Here is a 20,538-nt window from a genome sequence, read left to right as displayed (position 1 = left end):
CAATACAAAATGACAATCGAAATTAATGTACCTGACATTGGTGCCGATGAGGTTGAAGTAACAGAGATCCTTGTTAGCGTAGGCGACAAGGTTGAAGAAGAGCAATCGCTTATCTCTGTTGAAGGCGATAAAGCAGCGATGGAAGTTCCAGCATCGCAAGCGGGTATTGTTAAAGAAATTAAAGTTGTAGTAGGCGACAAAGTGTCTACTGATTCATTAATTATGATTTTTGAATCTGACTCTGCAGTAGCTACAACAGAAGCTGCGCCAGTTGTTGAGGCTGCACCAGTTGCGGCTCCAGCAGCGGCTGAGCTAAAAGAAGTTCACGTACCAGATATTGGCGACGACGAAGTTGAAGTGACTGAAATCTTAGTGACTGTTGGTGACAGCATCACAGAAGAACAATCACTGATGAGCGTTGAAGGTGATAAGGCTTCTATGGAAGTTCCTGCACCATTTGCTGGTGTACTTAAAGAAATCAAAGTTGCTGTTGGTGACAAGGTTTCTACTGGCAGCTTAGTGATGGTTTTTGAAGTTGCAGGTTCTGCAGCTCCAGCAGCGGCAGCGCCAGTAGCAGCACCTGCTGCAGTGGCATCAGCACCATCAGTACAAGATATTAATGTACCTGATATTGGCGGTGATGAAGTTGAAGTGACTGAAATCATGGTTAAAGTAGGCGACACTGTTACTGAAGAGCAATCTCTTATCAGTGTTGAAGGCGATAAAGCTGCGATGGAAGTTCCTGCACCTTTTGCTGGTAAAGTATTAGAGATTAAAATCGCTCAAGGCGACAAAGTGTCTACCGGTACTTTGATTATGACGTTTGAAGTCGCAGGTAGCGCACCTGTTGCTGCACCTGTACAAGCTGCTGCTCCGGCACCAGCTGTAGCGCCGGTTGCTAGCCAAGCTCCTGCTAGTCAGGCTTCTGCACCTGCTGCAAAAGAAGACTTTGTAGAGAACCATGCATACGCTCACGCCTCTCCAGTTATCCGCCGTATGGCACGTGAACTGGGTGTTAACCTAGCTAACGTTAAAGGGACTGGTCGTAAGAATCGTATCGTTAAAGAAGATGTTCAAAACTACATCAAAGCGGTGATCAAACAAGTTGAGTCTGGCGCAGTTAAAACTGCAGCTGGTGGCGGCGAGCTAAACCTACTTGCATGGCCAAAAGTGGACTTCAGCAAGTTTGGTGAAACAGAAGTTAAGCCACTATCACGTATTCAGAAGATTTCTGGTGCTAATCTACACCGTAACTGGGTGAAGATCCCGCATGTTACCCAGTGGGATGATGCTGATATCACTGAACTAGAAGCTTTCCGTAAGGCGCAAAATGCTGCCGAAGCGAAGAAAGAGTCTGGTATGAAGATCACACCGCTTGTGTTCATCATGAAGGCGGTTGCTAAAGCACTAGAAGCATTCCCAACCTTTAACTCTTCATTGTCAGAAGACGGCGAAAGCTTAATTTTGAAGAAGTACGTTAACGTGGGCATTGCGGTTGATACGCCAAACGGTCTAGTTGTTCCAGTATTTAAAGACGTGAACAAGAAGGGCATTCACGAGCTATCTGATGAGCTGAAAGAAATCTCTAAGAAAGCCCGTGGTGGCAAGCTAACCGCTGCTGATATGCAGGGTGGTTGCTTCACTATCTCAAGCCTTGGCGGCATTGGCGGTACGGCATTTACGCCTATCGTTAACGCACCTGAAGTAGCTATTTTAGGTGTGTCTAAATCAGATATGAAGCCAGTATGGAATGGTAAAGAGTTCGAGCCACGCTTGATGCTACCGCTATCACTATCTTACGATCACCGAGTGATTGATGGCGCTGATGGTGCTCGCTTTATCACGTACTTGAATAACTGCTTGTCAGACATTCGTACCTTAGTGCTTTAATCCAAATAGGCTGCTTGATTCAAGCAGCCTATTTTCTAGATAGCTTATCTAATTCGCTGAATTGGCACTATTAGTAAACATCAGCAAGATTAAGCGTTTCTAGGATTGTGATCAGCATCAAACAAAGGTTAAAATGCGGCCACCTTACAAGATTTGGCCACAGTTTATCGTTGAGTCGGTATTTATCGTTAAGTCGGTGCCACCAACGACATAAAAAGAATAGAGGAAAACATGAGTAACGAAATCAAAACTCAGGTAGTTGTACTAGGCGCTGGCCCTGCTGGCTATTCAGCTGCATTCCGTGCTGCAGATTTAGGTCTAGATACTGTTATTGTTGAACGTTTCAGCACGTTAGGCGGAGTATGTCTAAACGTAGGTTGTATCCCTTCTAAAGCTTTGCTTCATGTTTCTAAAGTCATTGAAGAAGCAAAAGCGGTTTCAAGCCACGGTGTTGTTTTTGGTGAGCCTCAAATTGATCTTGATAAGCTTCGTGAATACAAGCAATCGGTAATCGGTCAGTTGACTAGCGGCTTAGGCGGCATGTCTAAGATGCGTAAAGTTAACGTGGTTAACGGTCTTGGTAAGTTCACAGGTCCTAACACGCTAGAAGTTCAAGGCGAAGATGGCGTTAAAGTTGTTCATTTTGAGCAAGCGATTATTGCTGCGGGTTCTCGCCCAATTCAATTGCCATTTATTCCTCATGAAGACCCACGTGTATGGGATTCAACTGATGCACTAGAGCTTAAAGAAGTTCCTGGCAAGCTACTTGTTATGGGTGGCGGCATCATTGGCCTAGAAATGGGTACAGTTTACTCTTCACTAGGTAGCGAGATTGACGTGGTTGAGATGTTCGACCAAGTTATTCCAGCAGCTGATAAAGACGTTGTTCGCGTATATACCAAGAAAATCAAGAAGAAGTTCAACTTGATGCTTGAAACCAAAGTCACTGCGGTTGAAGCGAAAGAAGACGGTATCTACGTAACAATGGAAGGCAAGAAAGCCCCTGCTGAGCCAGTTCGTTATGATGCAGTATTGGTTGCAATCGGCCGTGTACCAAACGGTAAAGGTCTAGACGCAGAGAAAGCGGGCGTTAATGTTGATGAGCGTGGCTTTATCAACGTTGATAAGCAGATGCGTACTAACGTACCAAACATCTTTGCAATCGGTGACATCGTTGGTCAACCAATGCTTGCACACAAAGGTGTGCATGAAGGTCACGTTGCTGCAGAAGTGATTTCTGGTCTTAAGCACTTCTTCGACCCTAAAGTTATTCCATCAATTGCCTACACAGACCCAGAAGTTGCGTGGGTTGGTTTAACTGAGAAAGAAGCAAAAGAGCAAGGTGTTGCTTATGAAACTGCGACTTTCCCATGGGCTGCAAGTGGCCGTGCTATCGCGTCTGATTGTGCTGACGGCATGACTAAGCTTATTTTCGACAAAGAGACTCACCGTGTTATCGGTGGTGCTATTGTTGGTGTTAATGGTGGTGAGCTTCTAGGTGAAATCGGCCTAGCCATTGAAATGGGTTGTGATGCTGAAGATTTAGCACTGACTATCCATGCGCACCCAACATTGCATGAGTCAGTGGGTTTAGCTGCTGAGATTTACGAAGGTTCAATTACTGATCTGCCAAACCCAAAGGCAAAGAAGAAAAAGTAAGCAATTAATCAACATTGCTTTGAACCCAATAAAGCGCTCTTTTGAGCGCTTTTTTATTGCCAGAAATTCATCATCTACTCCATAAGAAAGCGAGTTTTAAAGATCAACTGATCGGAAGAGCACTTTTTAGGTAATCAAATGATGAATCTATGTTATCTAAATGATACATTCAGGTTTGTTTGGTAAAGCCATAAAGTAGATGGGGATAATAATCAAAAAGGTTTGGCTTAGTTTTCTGTTATTCATTACGACATGCGTTGCTCCAGCATTGGCCAGCGGTGATGTGCAGCGGGTGTTTAACGCTGATGATGGATTGGTTAATGCGACGGTGTGGGATATAAGCTTCGATGAACACGGCTATACTTGGCTGGCGACAGAGGAGGGGTTATATCGCGTAAGTAGTCATAAAGTCCGCCGTATCGATAAGGTCGGCGAGAAGTCAAAACTCAGTGATAGTATTCTCTATCTTGCAGAGCCACTTAGTCAGCGTCATATCCTGGTTAGTGGTGCTTATCAAATTTACCTTTATGATATTTATACCAACGAGTTTATTGAGTTTGGTAGCCCACAATTATTTCCTCAATATCGCGGCGGTGGCATTGTCTCTCAAGTAGAGGAGAGTGGTGGCGATCGTATTTTTTTAACTTATGATGGTGAATTGCTGAGATTTAACTATCAAAGCATGTCTCTTACGCGGATCAACTTTCTCCCTAGTAACCCCGATCACCCATGGCGGATTATGCTGCCTCTGTCTGAAAACCGTCTACTGGTCGGTAAAGAAAGCCACCTAGAAGTGCGCGATATCAATGGTGTGAGATTGGAAGTGCTGCCATGGCGCGATGAGTGGGGAGATATTAAGAATGTGTTTAAACACTCTACAGGGCGGGCCTGGATAAGCTCAAGTAAAGGCTTATTTGAAATCGACCAAAAAACTTTGTCGATAACCAAGGTTGAGCAACTCGAATATTATATTACAAATGTTGCCGAAGATAAGCGTGGCTATCTATGGCTTTCTACTCGAGCGGGTTTGCTGCGATGGTTTCCTGATGCTGAAACGGGCTCCCTCTATGGTAATGAATTAAAACTTAAATCTAATATCGATTATACCTACGACATTGCGGTAGATGATACGGGGTTGATTTGGGTTGGTGGCTCTGGCGATGGCGTGGCCATTTTAACCGTTGAGGCAGATTTTTTAACAGACAAATACACTAAAGCGGCGCCCTATCGAATAAAAGATGAAGTGATTTGGTCTATTTATGCCGAAGACAATCATGTGTGGTTTGGCACTGATAGTGGACTGATGTTAGTCGACAAGCTTACTCAGCAATCTTACTTAATTAATCCCCATGGTGTTGCGTTAAACGACAGTATTTATAAAATCGACTCCTTAGATGAAGACTTTTTATTGTTATCGACCACCAATGGATTGTCGGTGGTTAACAAAAAGACCTTTCACAGCCAAAGCTTTGCCAGTTGGTCTGGTGGCCAGAGCTCGCTCGAATATAAAGTGGTGTTTAACACTTACTTTGATAGCGCAATCGAAGGCCGAATTTGGTTTGCAACCAGCAGTGGGCTTTTCTATTGGGAGCAAGGCTTTAAGCAACCCAAACCTGTGCGTATTGGCAGCGCACTAAATAGTGCTCTAGCGATTGAAATTGTGGCGGTGACTCGAGATAGCAGTAATCGTTTATGGCTTGGTGGTAAGCATATATTAGGCTATCTAGACTCGCAGCTGACTTTTCATCCAAAGATGGCGCCCTTATCAAGCCTAGGTGGCGCAGCTAACATTCGTTTTATTAAAGAGATTGGTGAAGATGAACTGTGGCTAGGGTTGGAATCTCATGGTCTAGTGTCTTTTAATATGCATACGAGTGAGATTAACAAGCTAACCGATAGCTGGAATGTGACCTGCCCTGGGATCTTTTTTATCGAAGAGGTGCGTAACTACCGTTTAATCGGTTGCCCGCGGTCGCTGATCCGCCAAAATGTCATTGATGGGTCATTGATGACGATTTCACCGCGAGATGGCTTGATAAGTGATGAGTTGAACGAAGGCTCTTACTTCGCCTCTGAAGATGGGCTGTATATCGGTACACCTGATGGCGCTATGTTGTTAGACATTGATTTACTGAAAAATCGAGTCAGTGAAGAGTCGGTATTGCTAGAGTCGATAGAGATCTACTTTGAAGATCGCACCGAGTTGAAGTTGTTGCCGGAGAATAATTACCATATTTTTCCTGGGGCACAGTTGGTCAGCTTTCAGCTAGCGAGTAGCAATTATCTCGACACTAAACCTTTGCAGCTAAAATACCGCTTAAGGCAGGGGGGGTTAGATGACGAGGCCAGTTATATTTTTCTTGATGGTAAGTCTCACCTCAACATTTCAGGATTAGAGTCTGGATCCTACATACTTGATATTCTAAGTTTAAATAACGATATTTGGTCAAAAACGCCATATTCTTATCACTTTTATGTTGAAAAATATTGGTGGCAGACCTCTTGGTTTAAAGCCGTTCTGTTTGTGGTTTTATTGCTTATTGGTTTAGGGATTATCTTTATCCGTCAGCGCCAAGTTAAGGCATTTAAAAGCATAAACTTAGCGCTTACCGACAGTGATAACCGCTTAAAACAAGCATTAAAAGGCAGTAACTCAGAGCTCTGGGAGTGGCAACTCGATAGCGATCTATTCTGTCTGGAAAATATTGCTGGATTATTGAGTAACAAAGAGGCGCAGGTCTACCTTAAGTTAGAGCAATTTCCTATCCATAGAGAAGACGCTAGCGAAGTGATGGCTGCTTGGCAAGATATGCTGCAAGAACGTACCGATAGGTTTGAGGTTGAATATCGCTATTGGAGAACCGATGCCACCTGGGGATGGGTGAGAGTGATGGGGCGTCCTGTAAAGCGTAATGATCTTACGGGAGTCATTGAACGTGTTGCCGGTATATATAGCGATATCACCGAACAGAGAAAGCTAAAAGATGATGTATATTTATTGGCTCAAGCGTTTGAGAATACCTCTGAAGCAGTGCTAATTTTTGATAGCGAAGAGCGAGTCCAGGTGACTAACAAAGCTGCCAAAAACATGATGGGGCTAGATTCTGATAGCTTGATCGGGCTGCCGTTTTCGCAAGTGTTGCAAGCAGATGAAATCAATTCGAGTATTAGCCTTCTGTTGCAACAGGGGCTAACCTGGGCTGGTGAATGCCATGTAAATGCAGAGGATAATCAATGTTGTGCAGTTTGGCTTAACGTTTCATCAATCCTTAATGCCAACGGCGATGCGACTCACTATGTGGTGGTATTTTCTGATATTACTGAGCGAAAGCGTACTGAAGCCGACTTACGTCGATTAGCTAATTATGATGTGTTAACCGGATTACCCAACCGATCATTGCTCTCAAGTAAACTGGCTCAATCTGTATATCAGTCTGAAAAAGACGGTAGTAATTTAGCTCTACTATTTTTGGATCTTGATAGGTTCAAACATGTTAATGACTCCTATGGGCACAGCATGGGGGACGCTCTATTAGTTGAGGCGTCGAACCGCTTGCAGGCATTAATTGCAGACGAGCATGTATTGTGCCGCTTTGGTGGTGATGAGTTTGTTATCTTGCTGCGTAATAGTCCTGATGTGGATATGATTAATCACCTTTGCGAGCAGCTTTTGGCAAGTATAGAGTTGCCTTTTGAGCTTTATGGTCGAGAGTTTTATATCTCAACCAGTATCGGTGTCAGTTTGTGGCCAGAGGATGCCAAGCAACCTGAAGCGTTAATCAAGAATGCCGACTTGGCTATGTATCATGCTAAGGAAGAGGGTAAGGGTAAGTTTAAGTACTATTCTGTGGAGCGTAATGCCGAAGCGCTGTATCACCTTCGCCTTGAAGCGGATCTACGCAAGGCCATAGAACGCAATGAGTTAGAGTTACACTTTCAGCCTCAGATAGATATCCTACAAAATGATAAATTGGTTGGAGTTGAGGCGTTACTGCGCTGGAACCACCCAAAAGAAGGCTTTGTTCGCCCCGATATCTTTATCAAAGTTGCAGAGGCCTGTGGTCTTATTGTAGACATAGATCGCTGGGTGATGCGTGAAGCCTGCATTCATGGCGCGCGCTGGGCCAAGCAATTAGTCGAGCCTATTAATGTATCGGTGAATGTTTCTGCACTGCATTTTCGTCAGCCCGATTTTATTAAAGGAGTAGAGCAGATCGTCGCTGAAACTAATATGCCTGCGGCGGCGCTATCATTAGAGATCACCGAAGGCGTGTTGATGAAAGAGCTTAAGGTGGCCAAGCAGCATCTTAAACAGCTTAAGACATTAGGGATTGATGTTGCGATTGATGATTTTGGTACTGGTTATTCATCATTGGCTTACCTGCGCCACTTTGAGGTTAACACCCTAAAAATAGATCGTTCTTTTCTTATTGATATCGCCACTAATAAGGCGGATCAAGCGATCGCCAGTAGTATTATAGAGCTCGCTAGAAACCTTAAGCTAGATGTCGTTGCTGAAGGAGTTGAAACTCATGAGCAGTTGGAACAGGTCTTTAGTCGCGGTTGTTATGTCATTCAAGGCTATTACTTTGCTAAGCCTATGCCGCTTGCCGAAATAGAGTCATACATGGGATTAAATCAAGCGTTAAGTGTAGAAGTTTAAATACACGTCTATTTATCTATCCCCACCATTACTTGCGTATAGCCACTAAATAAAATACGTTAATACATTATTAGAAGAGTCGAATAAGTCATTATGATACATAGAATTATTATTCTTTGTTTAGCCATCAGTTGCCCCTATTTCTCCGTAGCTGAAGAGCGCCCAAAAATCGGTTTAGTCTTGAGCGGCGGTGGTGCAAAGGGCGCTGCCCATATTGGGGTGCTTAAAGTCCTCGAAGAGAAGCAGATCCCCATCGATTATATAACGGGCACCAGTATTGGGGCTTATGTGGGGGGGATGTATGCGTTGGGGTATAGCGCTGCTGAAATCGAAGCCATCATGATGAATACCAATTGGGATAAAGGCTACTCCGATACCATTCCACGTGAAGCATTAAGTTATCGTGATAAAGAGACGCGTGATCAGTTCAATATACCCATTAATGTCGGCTATAGCGATGAGCAGGTGAAAATGCCTGCTGGCCTGCTTCGCGGCCAGTCTATGTCACAACTATTACGCAGTTCGACTAACCTGGTGCAGCAGTTTGGTGACTTTAATGATCTATCGATCCCCTATCGAGCAGTGGCGACCAATTTAGCCACTAGCGAGCCTGTAGTGCTAACCTCGGGTAGTATCGTTGCGGCAATGCAAGCCTCTGCATCGGTACCTGGTGCGCTGCAACCTGCAGTGATTGACGGGAAACTATTAGTCGATGGCGGTATTGCTAATAATATGCCTGTAGATGTTGTTAAAGCGATGGGGGCTGATATTGTTATTGCGGTTGATATTGGTTCGCCATTAATGGGGCAAACTGAGCTTAGCAGCACAGTTGCAGTCCTTAATCAGCTTTCCACTATTTTGACCAATGCCAGTTCTGATAGACAAAAAGCGCTGTTAACCGAGCACGATATTTTGATCCGTCCTAATATCGGCGAACTCAGTACAACTGACTTCAGCATTATGCCTATTGCGCTACCATTAGGCGAAATAGCTGCGCGACAACAGAGCGATAAGCTTGAGCTTTACAGTGTCGGGAAGCAAGATTACCAGCAGCATATCGCAACTAAAAAAACGAAGAGACAACAATGGCTAGCTGATATCGACAGACCGCTAATCAAAATCATTTATAACAATGACTCCAAGGTCAGCGAGAAGCTACTGGCTGATAACCTAGAATTGAATGTGGGCGAACCTGTTAGCGTTAAAGCATTAGAAGCTGGCTTAGATAGAGTTTATGCGCTGGATAAGTTTGAACGTGTAGATGCCGAATTTACCGATACCGAAGATGGGCGAGTGTTAACTGTTAGCACCAAGGCAAAATCTTGGGGGCCTAATTACTTTCAGCTGGGTTTCAGTTGGGAAGATGATTTTAGCTTAGATTCCGTTATCTCTCTGGATATGGCCTATACCATGACAGATCTCACTGAAAATGGCGGGGAATGGCGCAATGAGGTCTCTTTCGGTTTTGATAAATTAATCGCCTCTGAGTTTTATCAACCGCTTGAAAAAGATCAGAGTTTCTTTAGTCGGGCGCGGGTTGAGTATGAGCTTAAAGATTGGGGCTTTTTTGAAAACAACAATCGTGTTTTAGAGCTAAGGCAAACGGCATATCGAACCGAGATAGGCATAGGTATGAATTACACTCAAAACGGCATGGTAGAGGTGGGTCTGCTAGGCGAAATGGGTGATTTAGAAAATGATGCTTGGGGTTTTGGTAAAGTCGATTACGACGGCTACGGTGGCTATTTCAAATTTGCCTATGATGATTTAAACAGTATTAATTTCCCGACATCAGGTAATCGTTTTACCTTCAATGTGTATATGCGAAAAGAAAGTTACGAGCTTGATGGTGTTAGTGATTCTTCTGATTTTTCTATGCAGTACGAAGCCGATTGGCGTGGTGCGGTAGGTGTGGGGAATCATGCGTTTGTGGGTATCGCCTCTTTGGCGACTGTCGACAAAGATGGTGAGTTTACCGTCAACGTATCTGAGCTAGGTGGTTTCTTAAATCTTTCGGGCTATCACAAGAACGCACTCTATGGGGCGCATAAGGTTTTTGGTGCCTTTGTTTACCAGTATGATTTAGGTCGTGACATATTGGGCATGACTGAATATCCGCTTTATCTAGGCACAAGTATCGAGGCGGGTAATGTGTGGAACCAAAAAGATAGCGTGTCGTTAGATGATCTGATTTATGCAGGCAGTTTGTACTTAGGCATTGATACCAGTGTGGGCCCGGCGGCACTGGGTTTCGGCGCGTCTGATGATGGAGAGAAAACGGTATTCCTGTTTATTGGTAAAAATTGGTAGTCGAGGCTAAAACAAACTGAGAGTCAGTAAGTAAAGAGGCTATAAGTAAAGAGGCTATAACCTTACGCTGATTGGTATTAGGCGTTAACACAACGCTTGAAACACACAGCTTTAAATACTGCGCTTTAAACACAGTGATATTGATTTTAAGCCCATCGACAGATGGGCTTTTTACTTTTGTATCGCTGACTGTTATCTGTTTGAGAGTGCATTGCTTAACGCGTTGCTAAAAAGTCGGGTAATTCTTCTAGGCTATTTAGTTGTTGGTGGGCAATGACCCATTTGCTCTGCGCCGCGAGTTGCGCTTCAGGAATGGCAATGGTCTGCATATTCGCCGCGCGAGCAGAGATTAATCCATTAAATGAATCTTCTATCGCTAAGCAATTGATGGGATCAATATTGAGCGCCTCTGCACACTTTAAATAGACTTCTGGATGAGGTTTGCCATGGGCTAAGTGCTCGGCAGAGTAAACTGCTTCAAAGTATGATCCTATCTGTAACCTGTTTAAAACGGCGTGAATGATATCGCTAGAAGAGGAGGTTGCGAGGCCGATTTTTAGCTGATGTTGCTTGCAAGAACGCAATGCATTGACAACGCCAGCCATGGGTTCACCATCACTGGTAATGTGGCGGACCACTTGTTCTACAATCGCGTCGGCAGTACTTTGGTTACTGTAATTTTTCCACGGAAAACGGGCATACCAAAAAGCGACGACTTGATCGATTCTTAGGCCGGTTGTGAGCGCCATATCTTGCATTGAAACGTTTAAACCCAGTTTAGTCATAACCTCAAAAATGGCTATTTGCCAAACAGGTTCGGAGTCGATTAATACGCCATCCATGTCAAAAATGACGGCTTTTAGCTCTGGTGTGCTCATAAGTATCCAATTATGTTCATTATAACTTTGGTGAATATTAGCGGTGAGAATGGCCTATTTAACAAATAATCATACTGCTAACCCTATAATAATTACAGAGTTTTATGCTTAATTATTGCCTCTCAAAACCGTTTTTAATGATCATAAATATCTGATTTATATAATTTAGATCAAGGTTTCACACTATGGTCTAGTTTTCTTTTGCAGCGAATGGCTTTAATGTATAGGCCGAGATGTCGATTGAGTGTTGTTTTACTTTTGCTGAAGTGTGATCCGATTCATACTTTTGTAAAGCTGTAGTATAATAGCGCTCGAAATAAGGGTCGAGCCTGCCGAGCTGTCAGTTTCAATTTGAAGACGAGCAGTTTCGCTGTTAGAACGCCAAACAAAGAGGAAGGTTGCCGTGCTAGAAGCATATCGTAAACACGTCGCAGAACGTGCTTCAGAGGGCGTAGTCCCTAAGCCATTAGATGCCCAACAAGTGGCACAGTTAGTTGAATTGGTAAAGAATCCACCAGCAGGTGAAGAAGCAGTTATTCTTGACCTGTTAGAAAATCGTATCCCACCTGGTGTTGATGAAGCCGCATATGTTAAAGCGGGCTTTCTCGATGCGGTCGCTAAAGGCGAAGTCTCATCTTCTATCTTATCGTCTGAGCGAGCAGTTGAACTGCTAGGCACAATGCAAGGTGGTTACAACATCGAACCACTGATTGCGCAACTTGATAATGAAGCGCAAGCGCCATTAGCCGTTGAAGCGCTATCACACACACTATTAATGTTTGATTCTTTCCACGATGTAGTGGAAAAAATGCAAGCTGGTAATGACTACGCTAAGCAAGTTGTTCATGCTTGGGCCGATGCTAAATGGTTCCTGTCTCGTCCAAAGCTTGCTGAAAAAATCTCTCTGACCGTATTTAAAGTGTCAGGTGAGACCAACACAGACGATCTTTCTCCGGCACCCGATGCATGGTCACGTCCTGATATTCCATTGCACGCACTTGCGATGCTTAAGAATGCGCGTGACGGCATTGTGCCAGATGAAGCTGGCGCTGTTGGTCCAATCAAAGAGATTGAATCATTAAAAACTAAAGGTTTCCCACTTGTGTACGTTGGTGACGTAGTGGGTACAGGCTCTTCACGTAAGTCAGCGACTAACTCTGTATTGTGGTTTATGGGTGATGATATCCCTAATGTGCCTAATAAGCGCGCTGGTGGTTTCTGTTTAGGTGGCAAGATTGCGCCAATCTTCTTCAACACCATGGAAGATGCTGGTGCACTACCTATTGAGCTAGATGTGAGCAAGATGGAAATGGGCGATGTTATCGATATCTACCCATATGAAGGCATCGTTAAGCGTCATGGCACTGATGAAGTTATCTCTGAGTTCTCGCTAAAGACTGACGTGTTGTTGGATGAGGTTCGTGCAGGTGGTCGTATCCCACTTATCATCGGTCGTGGTCTAACAGACCGTGCTCGTGAAACATTAAACCTTGAAGCATCTGCTGAGTTTGTACGTCCACAAGATGTGGCAGACACTGGTAAGGGTTATACCCTTGCACAGAAGATGGTTGGTAAAGCGTGTGGTGTTAGCGGTATTCGTCCAGGCCAATACTGTGAGCCAAAGATGAGCTCTGTAGGTTCGCAAGATACTACTGGCCCTATGACACGTGATGAGCTTAAAGATCTTGCATGTCTTGGTTTTAGCGCTGATTTGACTATGCAGTCTTTCTGTCACACAGCGGCTTATCCTAAGCCTATTGATGTGAACACTCACCACACACTGCCAGATTTTATTATGAATCGCGGCGGTGTTGCGCTGCGTCCTGGTGACGGTGTTATTCACTCTTGGTTAAACCGTATGCTACTACCTGATACCGTAGGTACAGGTGGTGACTCACATACTCGTTTCCCTATTGGTATTTCATTCCCTGCCGGTTCAGGTCTTGTGGCATTCGCTGCTGCAACCGGTGTGATGCCGCTTGATATGCCTGAATCAATCTTGGTTCGCTTTAAAGGTGAGATGCAGCCTGGTATCACGCTACGTGATTTGGTACATGCTATCCCGCATAAAGCGATTGAAATGGGTCTGTTGACTGTTGAGAAGAAAGGCAAGATCAATGCTTTCTCTGGTCGCGTCCTTGAGATTGAAGGTCTTGAGCAGCTTAAAGTTGAGCAAGCATTTGAGCTTTCAGATGCATCTGCAGAGCGTAGTGCTGCAGGCTGTACCATTAAGCTTGATAAAGAGCCAATCATTGAATACCTTAACTCAAACATCGTGATGTTAAAGTGGATGATTAGCGAGGGTTACGGTGATCGTCGTACTATCGAACGCCGGATCACAGCGATGCAAGAGTGGTTGGCTAACCCGGAGCTCATGCAGGCAGACAGCGATGCACAATACGCCGAAATTATCGAAATCGATTTGAACGAAATCAAAGAACCGATTCTTTGTGCGCCAAACGATCCAGATGATGCAGTGCTATTATCTTCAGTGGTTGATACTAAGATTGACGAAGTGTTCGTTGGTTCTTGTATGACGAACATCGGTCATTTCCGTGCAACGGGTAAGATGCTTGATAAGTTTGCTACCACTTTGCCAACACGTTTGTGGATTGCGCCGCCAACTAAGATGGACCGCGACCAGCTAACAGAAGAGGGCTACTACGCAATCTTCGGCCGTGTTGGTGCACGTATTGAGATCCCAGGTTGTTCATTATGTATGGGTAACCAAGCACGTGTTGCTGAAGGTGCTACGGTAGTTTCAACTTCTACACGTAACTTCCCGAACCGTCTAGGTACAGGTGCTAATGTTTACTTAGCATCTGCAGAACTAGCGGCAGTTGCTGCACTACTTGGTCGTTTACCATCACCCGATGAGTATCAGACATACGCTAAAGAGTTAGATGCAACTGCAGCTGACACTTATCGTTACCTGAACTTTGATCAAATTGCGTCGTACACAGCAAAAGCTGATGAAGTGATTTTCCAATCAGCAGTTTAAGCTAGATTGAAGCACTAAAAAGGCCAGCTAATCAGCTGGCCTTTTTTTAATTCATTTTTATTTTGCTAGAACCTAGAACCTAGAACCTAGAACCTAGAACCTAGAACCTAGAACCTAGAACCTAGAACCTTCTTTGAGTCTTAAGAATGCTTGCTATGCAGCACTTCGAGCAGCTTATCTTCAAGCTCAAAACGTGTTTCCATTGCGTGACCTAAAGATGACAGGTCTTTATCTAAATGAAATAGCACTTGCTCATCATCGGCTTCGGTATATTTGTCATTGAAGTCTAAAGCTGTGTCAGTGGTTTCACTAATCTTGGGTACCAGTTGTTGAGCAAGCGCTTGGCTTGAGCTGCCATTTTTCTCACAGGCGGTCACAACTTGGTTATAGATCTCAAAGTGCCCTTCAGACACATAATCCATTAATTGGTCACAAAACAGCTTTACAGACGCAAAGGGAGGGAGTGATTTTTCAGTTTCCTCATACGGCGGGATCCCAGCAATCTGACAATAGTTAATAAGCAGGTTGCGCCGATTATTTAACCATTGATCTATAAGAGTATTTGAGCCGCCCCATTTTTGTTCGGCTTTCTCTAGCTTTCTTAGCATGATCTTCCCCGTTAAAAATCCATCTCTGTATCTCTAATGTAGGGGACAAATGTGGTTTTGATCAACCATTTTTGAAGGATTTATGAAATGGACATACCAGCGTATGAATTGTGAATGGGGCGTTATAAAATAAAATGCCCAGCGATAGAAATCTATCGCTGGGCGAGTAAAGTTTTTGCGGGCTCGATGCGACGAGCTTCTTGATTGTTCTTGCTAGCGCAGACTTTTTATACCAAAGCTAGCACCTTGGTGCAACTTTTTTCTGTCACATTGGGAGTCATACAGCTTAGGTTAAGCTGAGTTGTGAATCTATTTCACGTTTCTAGTCAAAGCTGTGAACTGTGATTTATAGCCTTAATATTTTACCGATAAAGAAGGCAATAATGTTAACTACCTCAGAATTGACGGAAAATGTCGCGTTGCTTGTCACATTATTTTACGGATTCAGGTTACTTTATTAACGTAAATGCTAAACTACTGCCCCAAGCGGATATCACTATAAGTTTAGGAATCAAGCCAAATGGCAGAATTAAAGAATGATCGTTATTTACGTGCGTTATTAAAACAGCCTGTCGACAGAACTCCTGTCTGGATGATGCGTCAAGCAGGTCGTTATCTTCCAGAATATAAAGCCACCCGCGCAGAAGCTGGCGACTTCATGTCTCTTTGTAAGAACCAAGACCTGGCTTGTGAAGTCACTCTTCAGCCATTACGTCGCTACGATTTAGATGCTGCAATCCTGTTCTCTGACATTTTGACTGTACCCGATGCTATGGGCTTAGGTCTTTACTTCGAAACAGGCGAAGGTCCACGTTTCGAACGCCCTACAGATACTATCGATTCAATCAAAAAGCTTTGCATTCCAGACCCAGAAGATGAGCTTGGTTATGTAATGCGTGCTGTTAGCACCATTCGTCGTGAGCTTAAAGGTGAAGTGCCATTAATCGGTTTCTCTGGCTCACCTTGGACGCTAGCGACTTACATGGTTGAAGGCGGTTCTAGCAAGGCGTTTGAAAAGATTAAGAAGATGGCTTACGAAGAGCCAGCAACTTTGCATATGCTTTTAGATAAGCTAGCAGACTCTGTTACTTTGTACTTGAACGCTCAAGTTGCAAACGGCGCGCAGTCTCTTATGATTTTCGATTCATGGGGTGGTGCACTTTCTCACCATGCATACCGTGAATTCTCACTACGCTACATGCAAAAAATCGTTGATGGCTTAACTCGCCATGCAGACGGTCGCCAAGTACCGGTTACGCTATTTACTAAAGGTGGCGGACTATGGCTTGAGTCAATGGCTGAAACTGGCTGTGACGCACTAGGTCTAGATTGGACTGTTGATATCGGTGATGCACGTCGCCGTGTTGGTCATAAAGTTGCGCTACAAGGTAACATGGACCCATCAGTACTTTACGGAACACCTGAGCGCATCCATCAAGAAGTGGATCAAATCCTTTCTTCTTACGGTGAAGGCACTGGCCATGTATTTAACTTGGGCCACGGTATTCACCAGCATGTTGATCCAGAGCGTGCAGGTTCGTTCATTAACTCAGTGCATGAGTTATCAGGTAAATACCACAAGTAATTAGCTCGCCCACACGCGAATTAATTGACCATTGGTTGGTATAAATAAGGGCTCAGTTTACTGGGCCTTTATTGTTTCTGTTGTTAGCGGATTTTGAGATGAACTCTCAGCTTTATCATTACTTGGTGCCCCACTCACCGTCTTAACAGGCTTTAACTCCAATCTAAATTGGCTACCTTTACCCGGTGTACTGTCAATATCTATACCACAGCCGAGCAAGGTTAATAGCTGCCTGACTATCGCAAGGCCTATGCCTAATTGCGGTAGAGCACTTTGCTCACCTGTTATATCGAGCGTCCTTTGGTTTAATTGCTTCAGGGCTAGCAGCTCATGCTTATGCATTCCTGAGCCGTTATCACTGACTTGTAGCCACACTTTATCGTTATCGGCAGTCATGGTCGCAATGCTTATTTTTCCTCGCTCTGGAGTATAACGAATAGCATTATCTATTAGATTATTAAGCACCCTTTGTAGCAGCTGTGGATCGGTACTTATCGTTAGCTGCTGTTTATCGACAAAGTCTAGCTCAATCGATTTCGATTTTGCTCTAGGGGCAAAGGTTTGCTGTAACTCCTGCAATAGATTGCTTAGCAAGCAAGCTTGAAACTTTGGTGTTACCTGACCATTTTCAAGCGCGGTTAGCTCAAGTAATTGCCCCAGTAATTGCTGCAGGTGCTGGCCTGAGCGAGCTGCGATCTCAATTAGGTCGCTACTGCGCTCATGTTCAGGCAGTAATAACCAGGTGTCGATATAACCCTGTAGTGAGGTTAGCGGTGTTTTTAAGTCATGAGACAGATGCAACATAAAAGCATGACGCTCTTCTTGTTGGCGATGAATCGCTTGGTGCTGCTCACTTAATGCTGACAATAACGTATTGATATGCTGACTGAGGCGATTGATTTCACTGCTGCCTGAGTATTGGCCTGGTAAAGTGAGGCCATCATTGAGCTTGTGCTTGGCCAGCAAGTTCAGATCATGTTCTAAACGGCTTAATGGTTGGGTAAAAATCTTTAATAACAATATAAAGAGTAAGATGGCAAAAGCGAAGGTGATCACAATGGCGGCCGCCCAAAACTGTGTCGATTGATGCTCGCCAACAATTGATTGCCAGCTATCAAAGTCCTCCCCCCCAATAATCACGTATAGATAGCCAGTTTGTTTGCCTTGAGGGTCAATGAGTTTAGCTGCGGAAAAGATTTTATCTTTGTTGATTGAGCGCGGGTCGGTACCGAGTAAAGGCAGTTTATTACCGTCAATGAAGGTGTTTATGAGTTTTGTATCAACTCGCTGCTGCTTAATCTTTTCTTCACTCGCATCATAAGCGATGACCTGACCTTGATTGTCTAAGGTGTATATTTCAAAGCTAGGGCCTAGCAGCATAAAGTCATGAAAGGCCTCTTTTAATGCAGCGTCGGAGGTCACTCCTTTAGAAAGTAGGGGGTTGATATGCGCCATATGCTCAGCAAGCTCGCGGTGCAGCGATTGTTGAATTTGGTTGCGGCTAAATTCTTGGCTAAACTGCTGCCATTGCCACAGTGCGACAAATAATATGAGTATGACTAAAGTAGCCGCGAGTAAGATTCGGCTAAATAAGCTTTTCATTGCTTGCCCTCTAAGGTGAGTTATTTAGGACTAAGGTAAGGTTAAGATGCTGCTTGTATTGTGGGTGGAGTAAATTTGTAGCCAACCCCCCAGACCGTTTTAACCAATTTAGAGGTGTGGCTATTACGCGCAAGCTTAGAGCGTAAGCGATTCACATGACTATTCACCGTGTGCTCATAACCTGAATATGAGTAACCCCATACGGCTTCTAATAATTGCATTCTGCTGAACACCTGCTTGGGATGCTGAGCAAGGTACAGCAAGAGGTCGAACTCTCGAGCAGTCAGCTCCAGCACTTCATTAAAAGCAATCACTTCTCGGGTATTACAGTTAATGGTGATGCCATCAAATTCAACTGAGTTTTGCTGTTGTTCCAGTTGTCTTGAGCGCCTTAGCAGGGCTTTAACTCGGGCTCTGAGCTCGAGCACACTAAAAGGTTTTATCAAATAATCATCTGCACCTGACTCGAGCCCGAGCACGATATCGGCTTCAGAGTCTTTAGCGGTTAACATCATGCAAGGTAGGTCGTTTCCGGCCTCTCGGAACTGTTGGCATAGGGTGATTGCATCGCCATCGGGTAGCATTCTATCCATGACAATAAGGTCAACGTTAGTGTGCTCTATATGACGTTGTGCTTGTTGCAGCGTGGTGCAATGGATCACATCATGATTCATGCTTTTAAGGTTGAGCATGACGAGTTTTGCTAAGTCTTGCTCATCTTCGACGAGCAGTATTCGCTTCGATGTTTGATGCTCATTGTTGTTGATTGATCCATTCATGCTTCGCTCCCAAATGCAGTTGCTTAACAACAAGACCCGCCGATGGAAGCTTTTATTTCGCACTATTATTGGTCACTTTTATAAGTTGTTTACTCTGTGCGATTCACGCGGATTAGCATTACTGGATTATCAAAGCGATGTGAGGCTGAAAGGACGGAGTCTGCAAGGCCGTCATCACTGCTAATGACTCCAGGGTGAGCGTGAACTTTGTTGGAGTCATCACGTGTGGCATTAAAACCTTCGCCACCATCAGCAGGGCCTGGGATCGTGCCTTTAGCTTCAGTATTTGCTTCAGTACCAGCATCGTAGGCAATCACTCTAAAGCTGATAGACTCATTAACAGCTAAGGCTGTTAAGTCATAACCGGTAAAACCTGCAAAGGCATCGTTAGTGTTAACGAGCATGGTCACTACTGACAGGTCCGCAATCATATCGGCATTAAGACTAATAGAGATCTTCTCACTGGCCCCCGGTAATAATATGCCAGCACCACTTGTCAGCTCAGTGACCACAGCTTCATTGGTTAAGCCACTGGGGTCTCCGGATTCTGCTAATGTTTCTAAAGCAACGCTAGCGCTTTGTCCGCTACTCCATAGCACTGTGTCAACTTGATGGCTAACGACCGCAATTGGCGACATGGGCTGGTTTGCGGTTAAGTTGGTCACTGCAATGCTGTAGCTCTGCATTGTCGGTGTAACTACGGGGGGAGTAATGGGTTCAGGGCTGTCATTATTATTGTCAGAGCAGCCGCCTAGTAATAATGCACCAGCGCTCAACAGTATAAGCCCGTTGTATTTAAGGTTCTTGTTAGGATTATTCATCAGGTATTCTCCTATTTAACCACAACAGTCACTCGAGCTACCGGATTTAACCAGCGGTGTACGCGGCTATCAAGGTCACTCATGCCGCCCTGTAGGTCGGTATCGCCAAGCACGCCTGGGTGAATATGTACCTTATCGTTACTGCTCATACCCATTACACCGGTTGCGTTCATGCCGCCATCACCACCAGGTGCCGCGGGGATCCCTGGAGTACCTGACATGCCGCCACCATTAACGACTTCGTCGTTGGCTTCTGTGCCAGCGTCATAGGCACTAAGGGTAAAGGTATAGCTGCCGGCTTCGGTTGGGATTTTCCAGGCATCTAAGCCGACGAAAGCGTCGTTTGTTGGCAGGACCATAGCGGTAATCGATAGGTGAGTCATATCACCTGAATCGAGCATAATGCTGTCGACTTTAGTGCTAGGGGCTAATAGTCCGCCAGCCGGATTGGTCAGCGTAATACCGCCTGCACCTTTTACGGCGGCATCTAAGTCGGCAATATCACCGCCCTCAGCCATTTTTTGTAAGGCAGGAGTTGCCATTTCTCCGGCTTGGAAAAGATGGCTGTCCATATCATGGGCAGCGATAAGCAGCGGGGTGAAATGATTGCCGTGGGTTAAATTAGAGATGCTAATCTCTAACTCAGCCGCTGATACGGGTAGGCTAATAGCGGTACTTAGAATAAGCATTTTAGTGATCTGGTTAAGCTTCATGATAACTCTCCTTTGCAATGTATGGTTCA

12 protein-coding genes are annotated in these 20,538 nt (G+C 44.5%); 6 read left to right on the top strand and 6 right to left on the bottom strand.

What is annotated here, in order from left to right; translation table 11 throughout:
• Positions 1-9: 9 nt before the first annotated feature.
• From aceF to ACVBJC_RS11345, 4 genes are all read left to right on the top strand, one after another.
• Positions 10-1,890 (top strand): pyruvate dehydrogenase complex dihydrolipoyllysine-residue acetyltransferase, encoded by a 1,881-nt coding sequence (aceF, locus tag ACVBJC_RS11360; RefSeq protein ID WP_447160785.1) that lies wholly within the window; start codon positions 10-12, stop codon positions 1,888-1,890.
• 231 nt (positions 1,891-2,121) lie between these two features.
• On the top strand, positions 2,122-3,549 hold the full coding sequence (lpdA, locus tag ACVBJC_RS11355; protein WP_447160786.1) for a dihydrolipoyl dehydrogenase: 1,428 nt from the start codon (positions 2,122-2,124) through the stop codon (positions 3,547-3,549).
• 199 nt (positions 3,550-3,748) lie between these two features.
• The gene (locus tag ACVBJC_RS11350; RefSeq protein ID WP_447160787.1) at positions 3,749-8,212 is read left to right on the top strand and encodes an EAL domain-containing protein; all 4,464 of its coding nucleotides are present in this window, start codon (positions 3,749-3,751) and stop codon (positions 8,210-8,212) included.
• Positions 8,213-8,305: 93 nt separating this feature from the next.
• Positions 8,306-10,522: a patatin-like phospholipase family protein gene (locus tag ACVBJC_RS11345; protein WP_447160788.1), complete on the top strand. Its 2,217-nt coding sequence runs from the start codon at positions 8,306-8,308 to the stop codon at positions 10,520-10,522.
• A 215-nt stretch (positions 10,523-10,737) separates the two neighbouring features.
• On the opposite strand, the gene hxpB is transcribed toward ACVBJC_RS11345, so the two are convergent.
• Entirely contained in the window at positions 10,738-11,400 is a 663-nt protein-coding gene (hxpB, locus tag ACVBJC_RS11340) for a hexitol phosphatase HxpB (RefSeq protein WP_447160789.1), read from the bottom strand.
• Positions 11,401-11,803: 403 nt separating this feature from the next.
• Here hxpB and acnB point away from each other — a divergent pair, with 403 nt between their 5' ends.
• On the top strand, positions 11,804-14,401 hold the full coding sequence (gene acnB, locus ACVBJC_RS11335; protein WP_447160790.1) for a bifunctional aconitate hydratase 2/2-methylisocitrate dehydratase: 2,598 nt from the start codon (positions 11,804-11,806) through the stop codon (positions 14,399-14,401).
• A gap of 140 nt (positions 14,402-14,541) precedes the next feature.
• Here the strand turns inward: acnB and rsd are convergent, their stop codons facing one another.
• The gene (gene rsd / locus ACVBJC_RS11330; RefSeq protein WP_447160791.1) at positions 14,542-15,009 is read right to left on the bottom strand and encodes a sigma D regulator; all 468 of its coding nucleotides are present in this window, start codon (positions 15,007-15,009) and stop codon (positions 14,542-14,544) included.
• Positions 15,010-15,529: 520 nt separating this feature from the next.
• On the opposite strand from rsd, the gene hemE reads away from it, so the two are divergent.
• The gene (hemE, locus tag ACVBJC_RS11325) at positions 15,530-16,594 is read left to right on the top strand and encodes a uroporphyrinogen decarboxylase (protein ID WP_447160792.1); all 1,065 of its coding nucleotides are present in this window, start codon (positions 15,530-15,532) and stop codon (positions 16,592-16,594) included.
• A 57-nt stretch (positions 16,595-16,651) separates the two neighbouring features.
• Here the strand turns inward: hemE and ACVBJC_RS11320 are convergent, their stop codons facing one another.
• From ACVBJC_RS11320 to ACVBJC_RS11305, 4 genes are all read right to left on the bottom strand, one after another.
• Entirely contained in the window at positions 16,652-18,196 is a 1,545-nt protein-coding gene (locus ACVBJC_RS11320; protein ID WP_447160793.1) for a sensor histidine kinase, read from the bottom strand.
• Positions 18,197-18,237: 41 nt separating this feature from the next.
• Positions 18,238-18,975 carry a response regulator transcription factor gene (locus tag ACVBJC_RS11315; protein ID WP_447160794.1) on the bottom strand — a complete coding sequence of 246 codons (738 nt, stop codon included), beginning with the start codon at positions 18,973-18,975 and terminating at the stop codon, positions 18,238-18,240.
• An 89-nt stretch (positions 18,976-19,064) separates the two neighbouring features.
• Entirely contained in the window at positions 19,065-19,796 is a 732-nt protein-coding gene (locus ACVBJC_RS11310; RefSeq protein ID WP_447160795.1) for a spondin domain-containing protein, read from the bottom strand.
• A gap of 11 nt (positions 19,797-19,807) precedes the next feature.
• On the bottom strand, positions 19,808-20,509 hold the full coding sequence (locus ACVBJC_RS11305; RefSeq protein WP_447160796.1) for a spondin domain-containing protein: 702 nt from the start codon (positions 20,507-20,509) through the stop codon (positions 19,808-19,810).
• Positions 20,510-20,538 lie beyond the last annotated feature (29 nt).

This window comes from Shewanella sp. 0m-6 (genome assembly GCF_052977325.1).
This window is presented reverse-complemented; position numbering and strand designations above follow the sequence as displayed.

Coding starts and splice junctions, on each gene's coding strand:
- ACVBJC_RS11315 (WP_447160794.1), bottom strand. CDS start 18,975: ATGAATGGATCAATCAACAACAATGAGCATCAAACATCGAAGCGAATA.
- hemE (WP_447160792.1), top strand. CDS start 15,530: ATGGCAGAATTAAAGAATGATCGTTATTTACGTGCGTTATTAAAACAG.
- aceF (WP_447160785.1), top strand. CDS start 10: ATGACAATCGAAATTAATGTACCTGACATTGGTGCCGATGAGGTTGAA.
- ACVBJC_RS11320 (WP_447160793.1), bottom strand. CDS start 18,196: ATGAAAAGCTTATTTAGCCGAATCTTACTCGCGGCTACTTTAGTCATA.
- ACVBJC_RS11350 (WP_447160787.1), top strand. CDS start 3,749: ATGGGGATAATAATCAAAAAGGTTTGGCTTAGTTTTCTGTTATTCATT.
- ACVBJC_RS11310 (WP_447160795.1), bottom strand. CDS start 19,796: ATGAATAATCCTAACAAGAACCTTAAATACAACGGGCTTATACTGTTG.
- hxpB (WP_447160789.1), bottom strand. CDS start 11,400: ATGAGCACACCAGAGCTAAAAGCCGTCATTTTTGACATGGATGGCGTA.
- ACVBJC_RS11345 (WP_447160788.1), top strand. CDS start 8,306: ATGATACATAGAATTATTATTCTTTGTTTAGCCATCAGTTGCCCCTAT.
- ACVBJC_RS11305 (WP_447160796.1), bottom strand. CDS start 20,509: ATGAAGCTTAACCAGATCACTAAAATGCTTATTCTAAGTACCGCTATT.
- lpdA (WP_447160786.1), top strand. CDS start 2,122: ATGAGTAACGAAATCAAAACTCAGGTAGTTGTACTAGGCGCTGGCCCT.
- rsd (WP_447160791.1), bottom strand. CDS start 15,009: ATGCTAAGAAAGCTAGAGAAAGCCGAACAAAAATGGGGCGGCTCAAAT.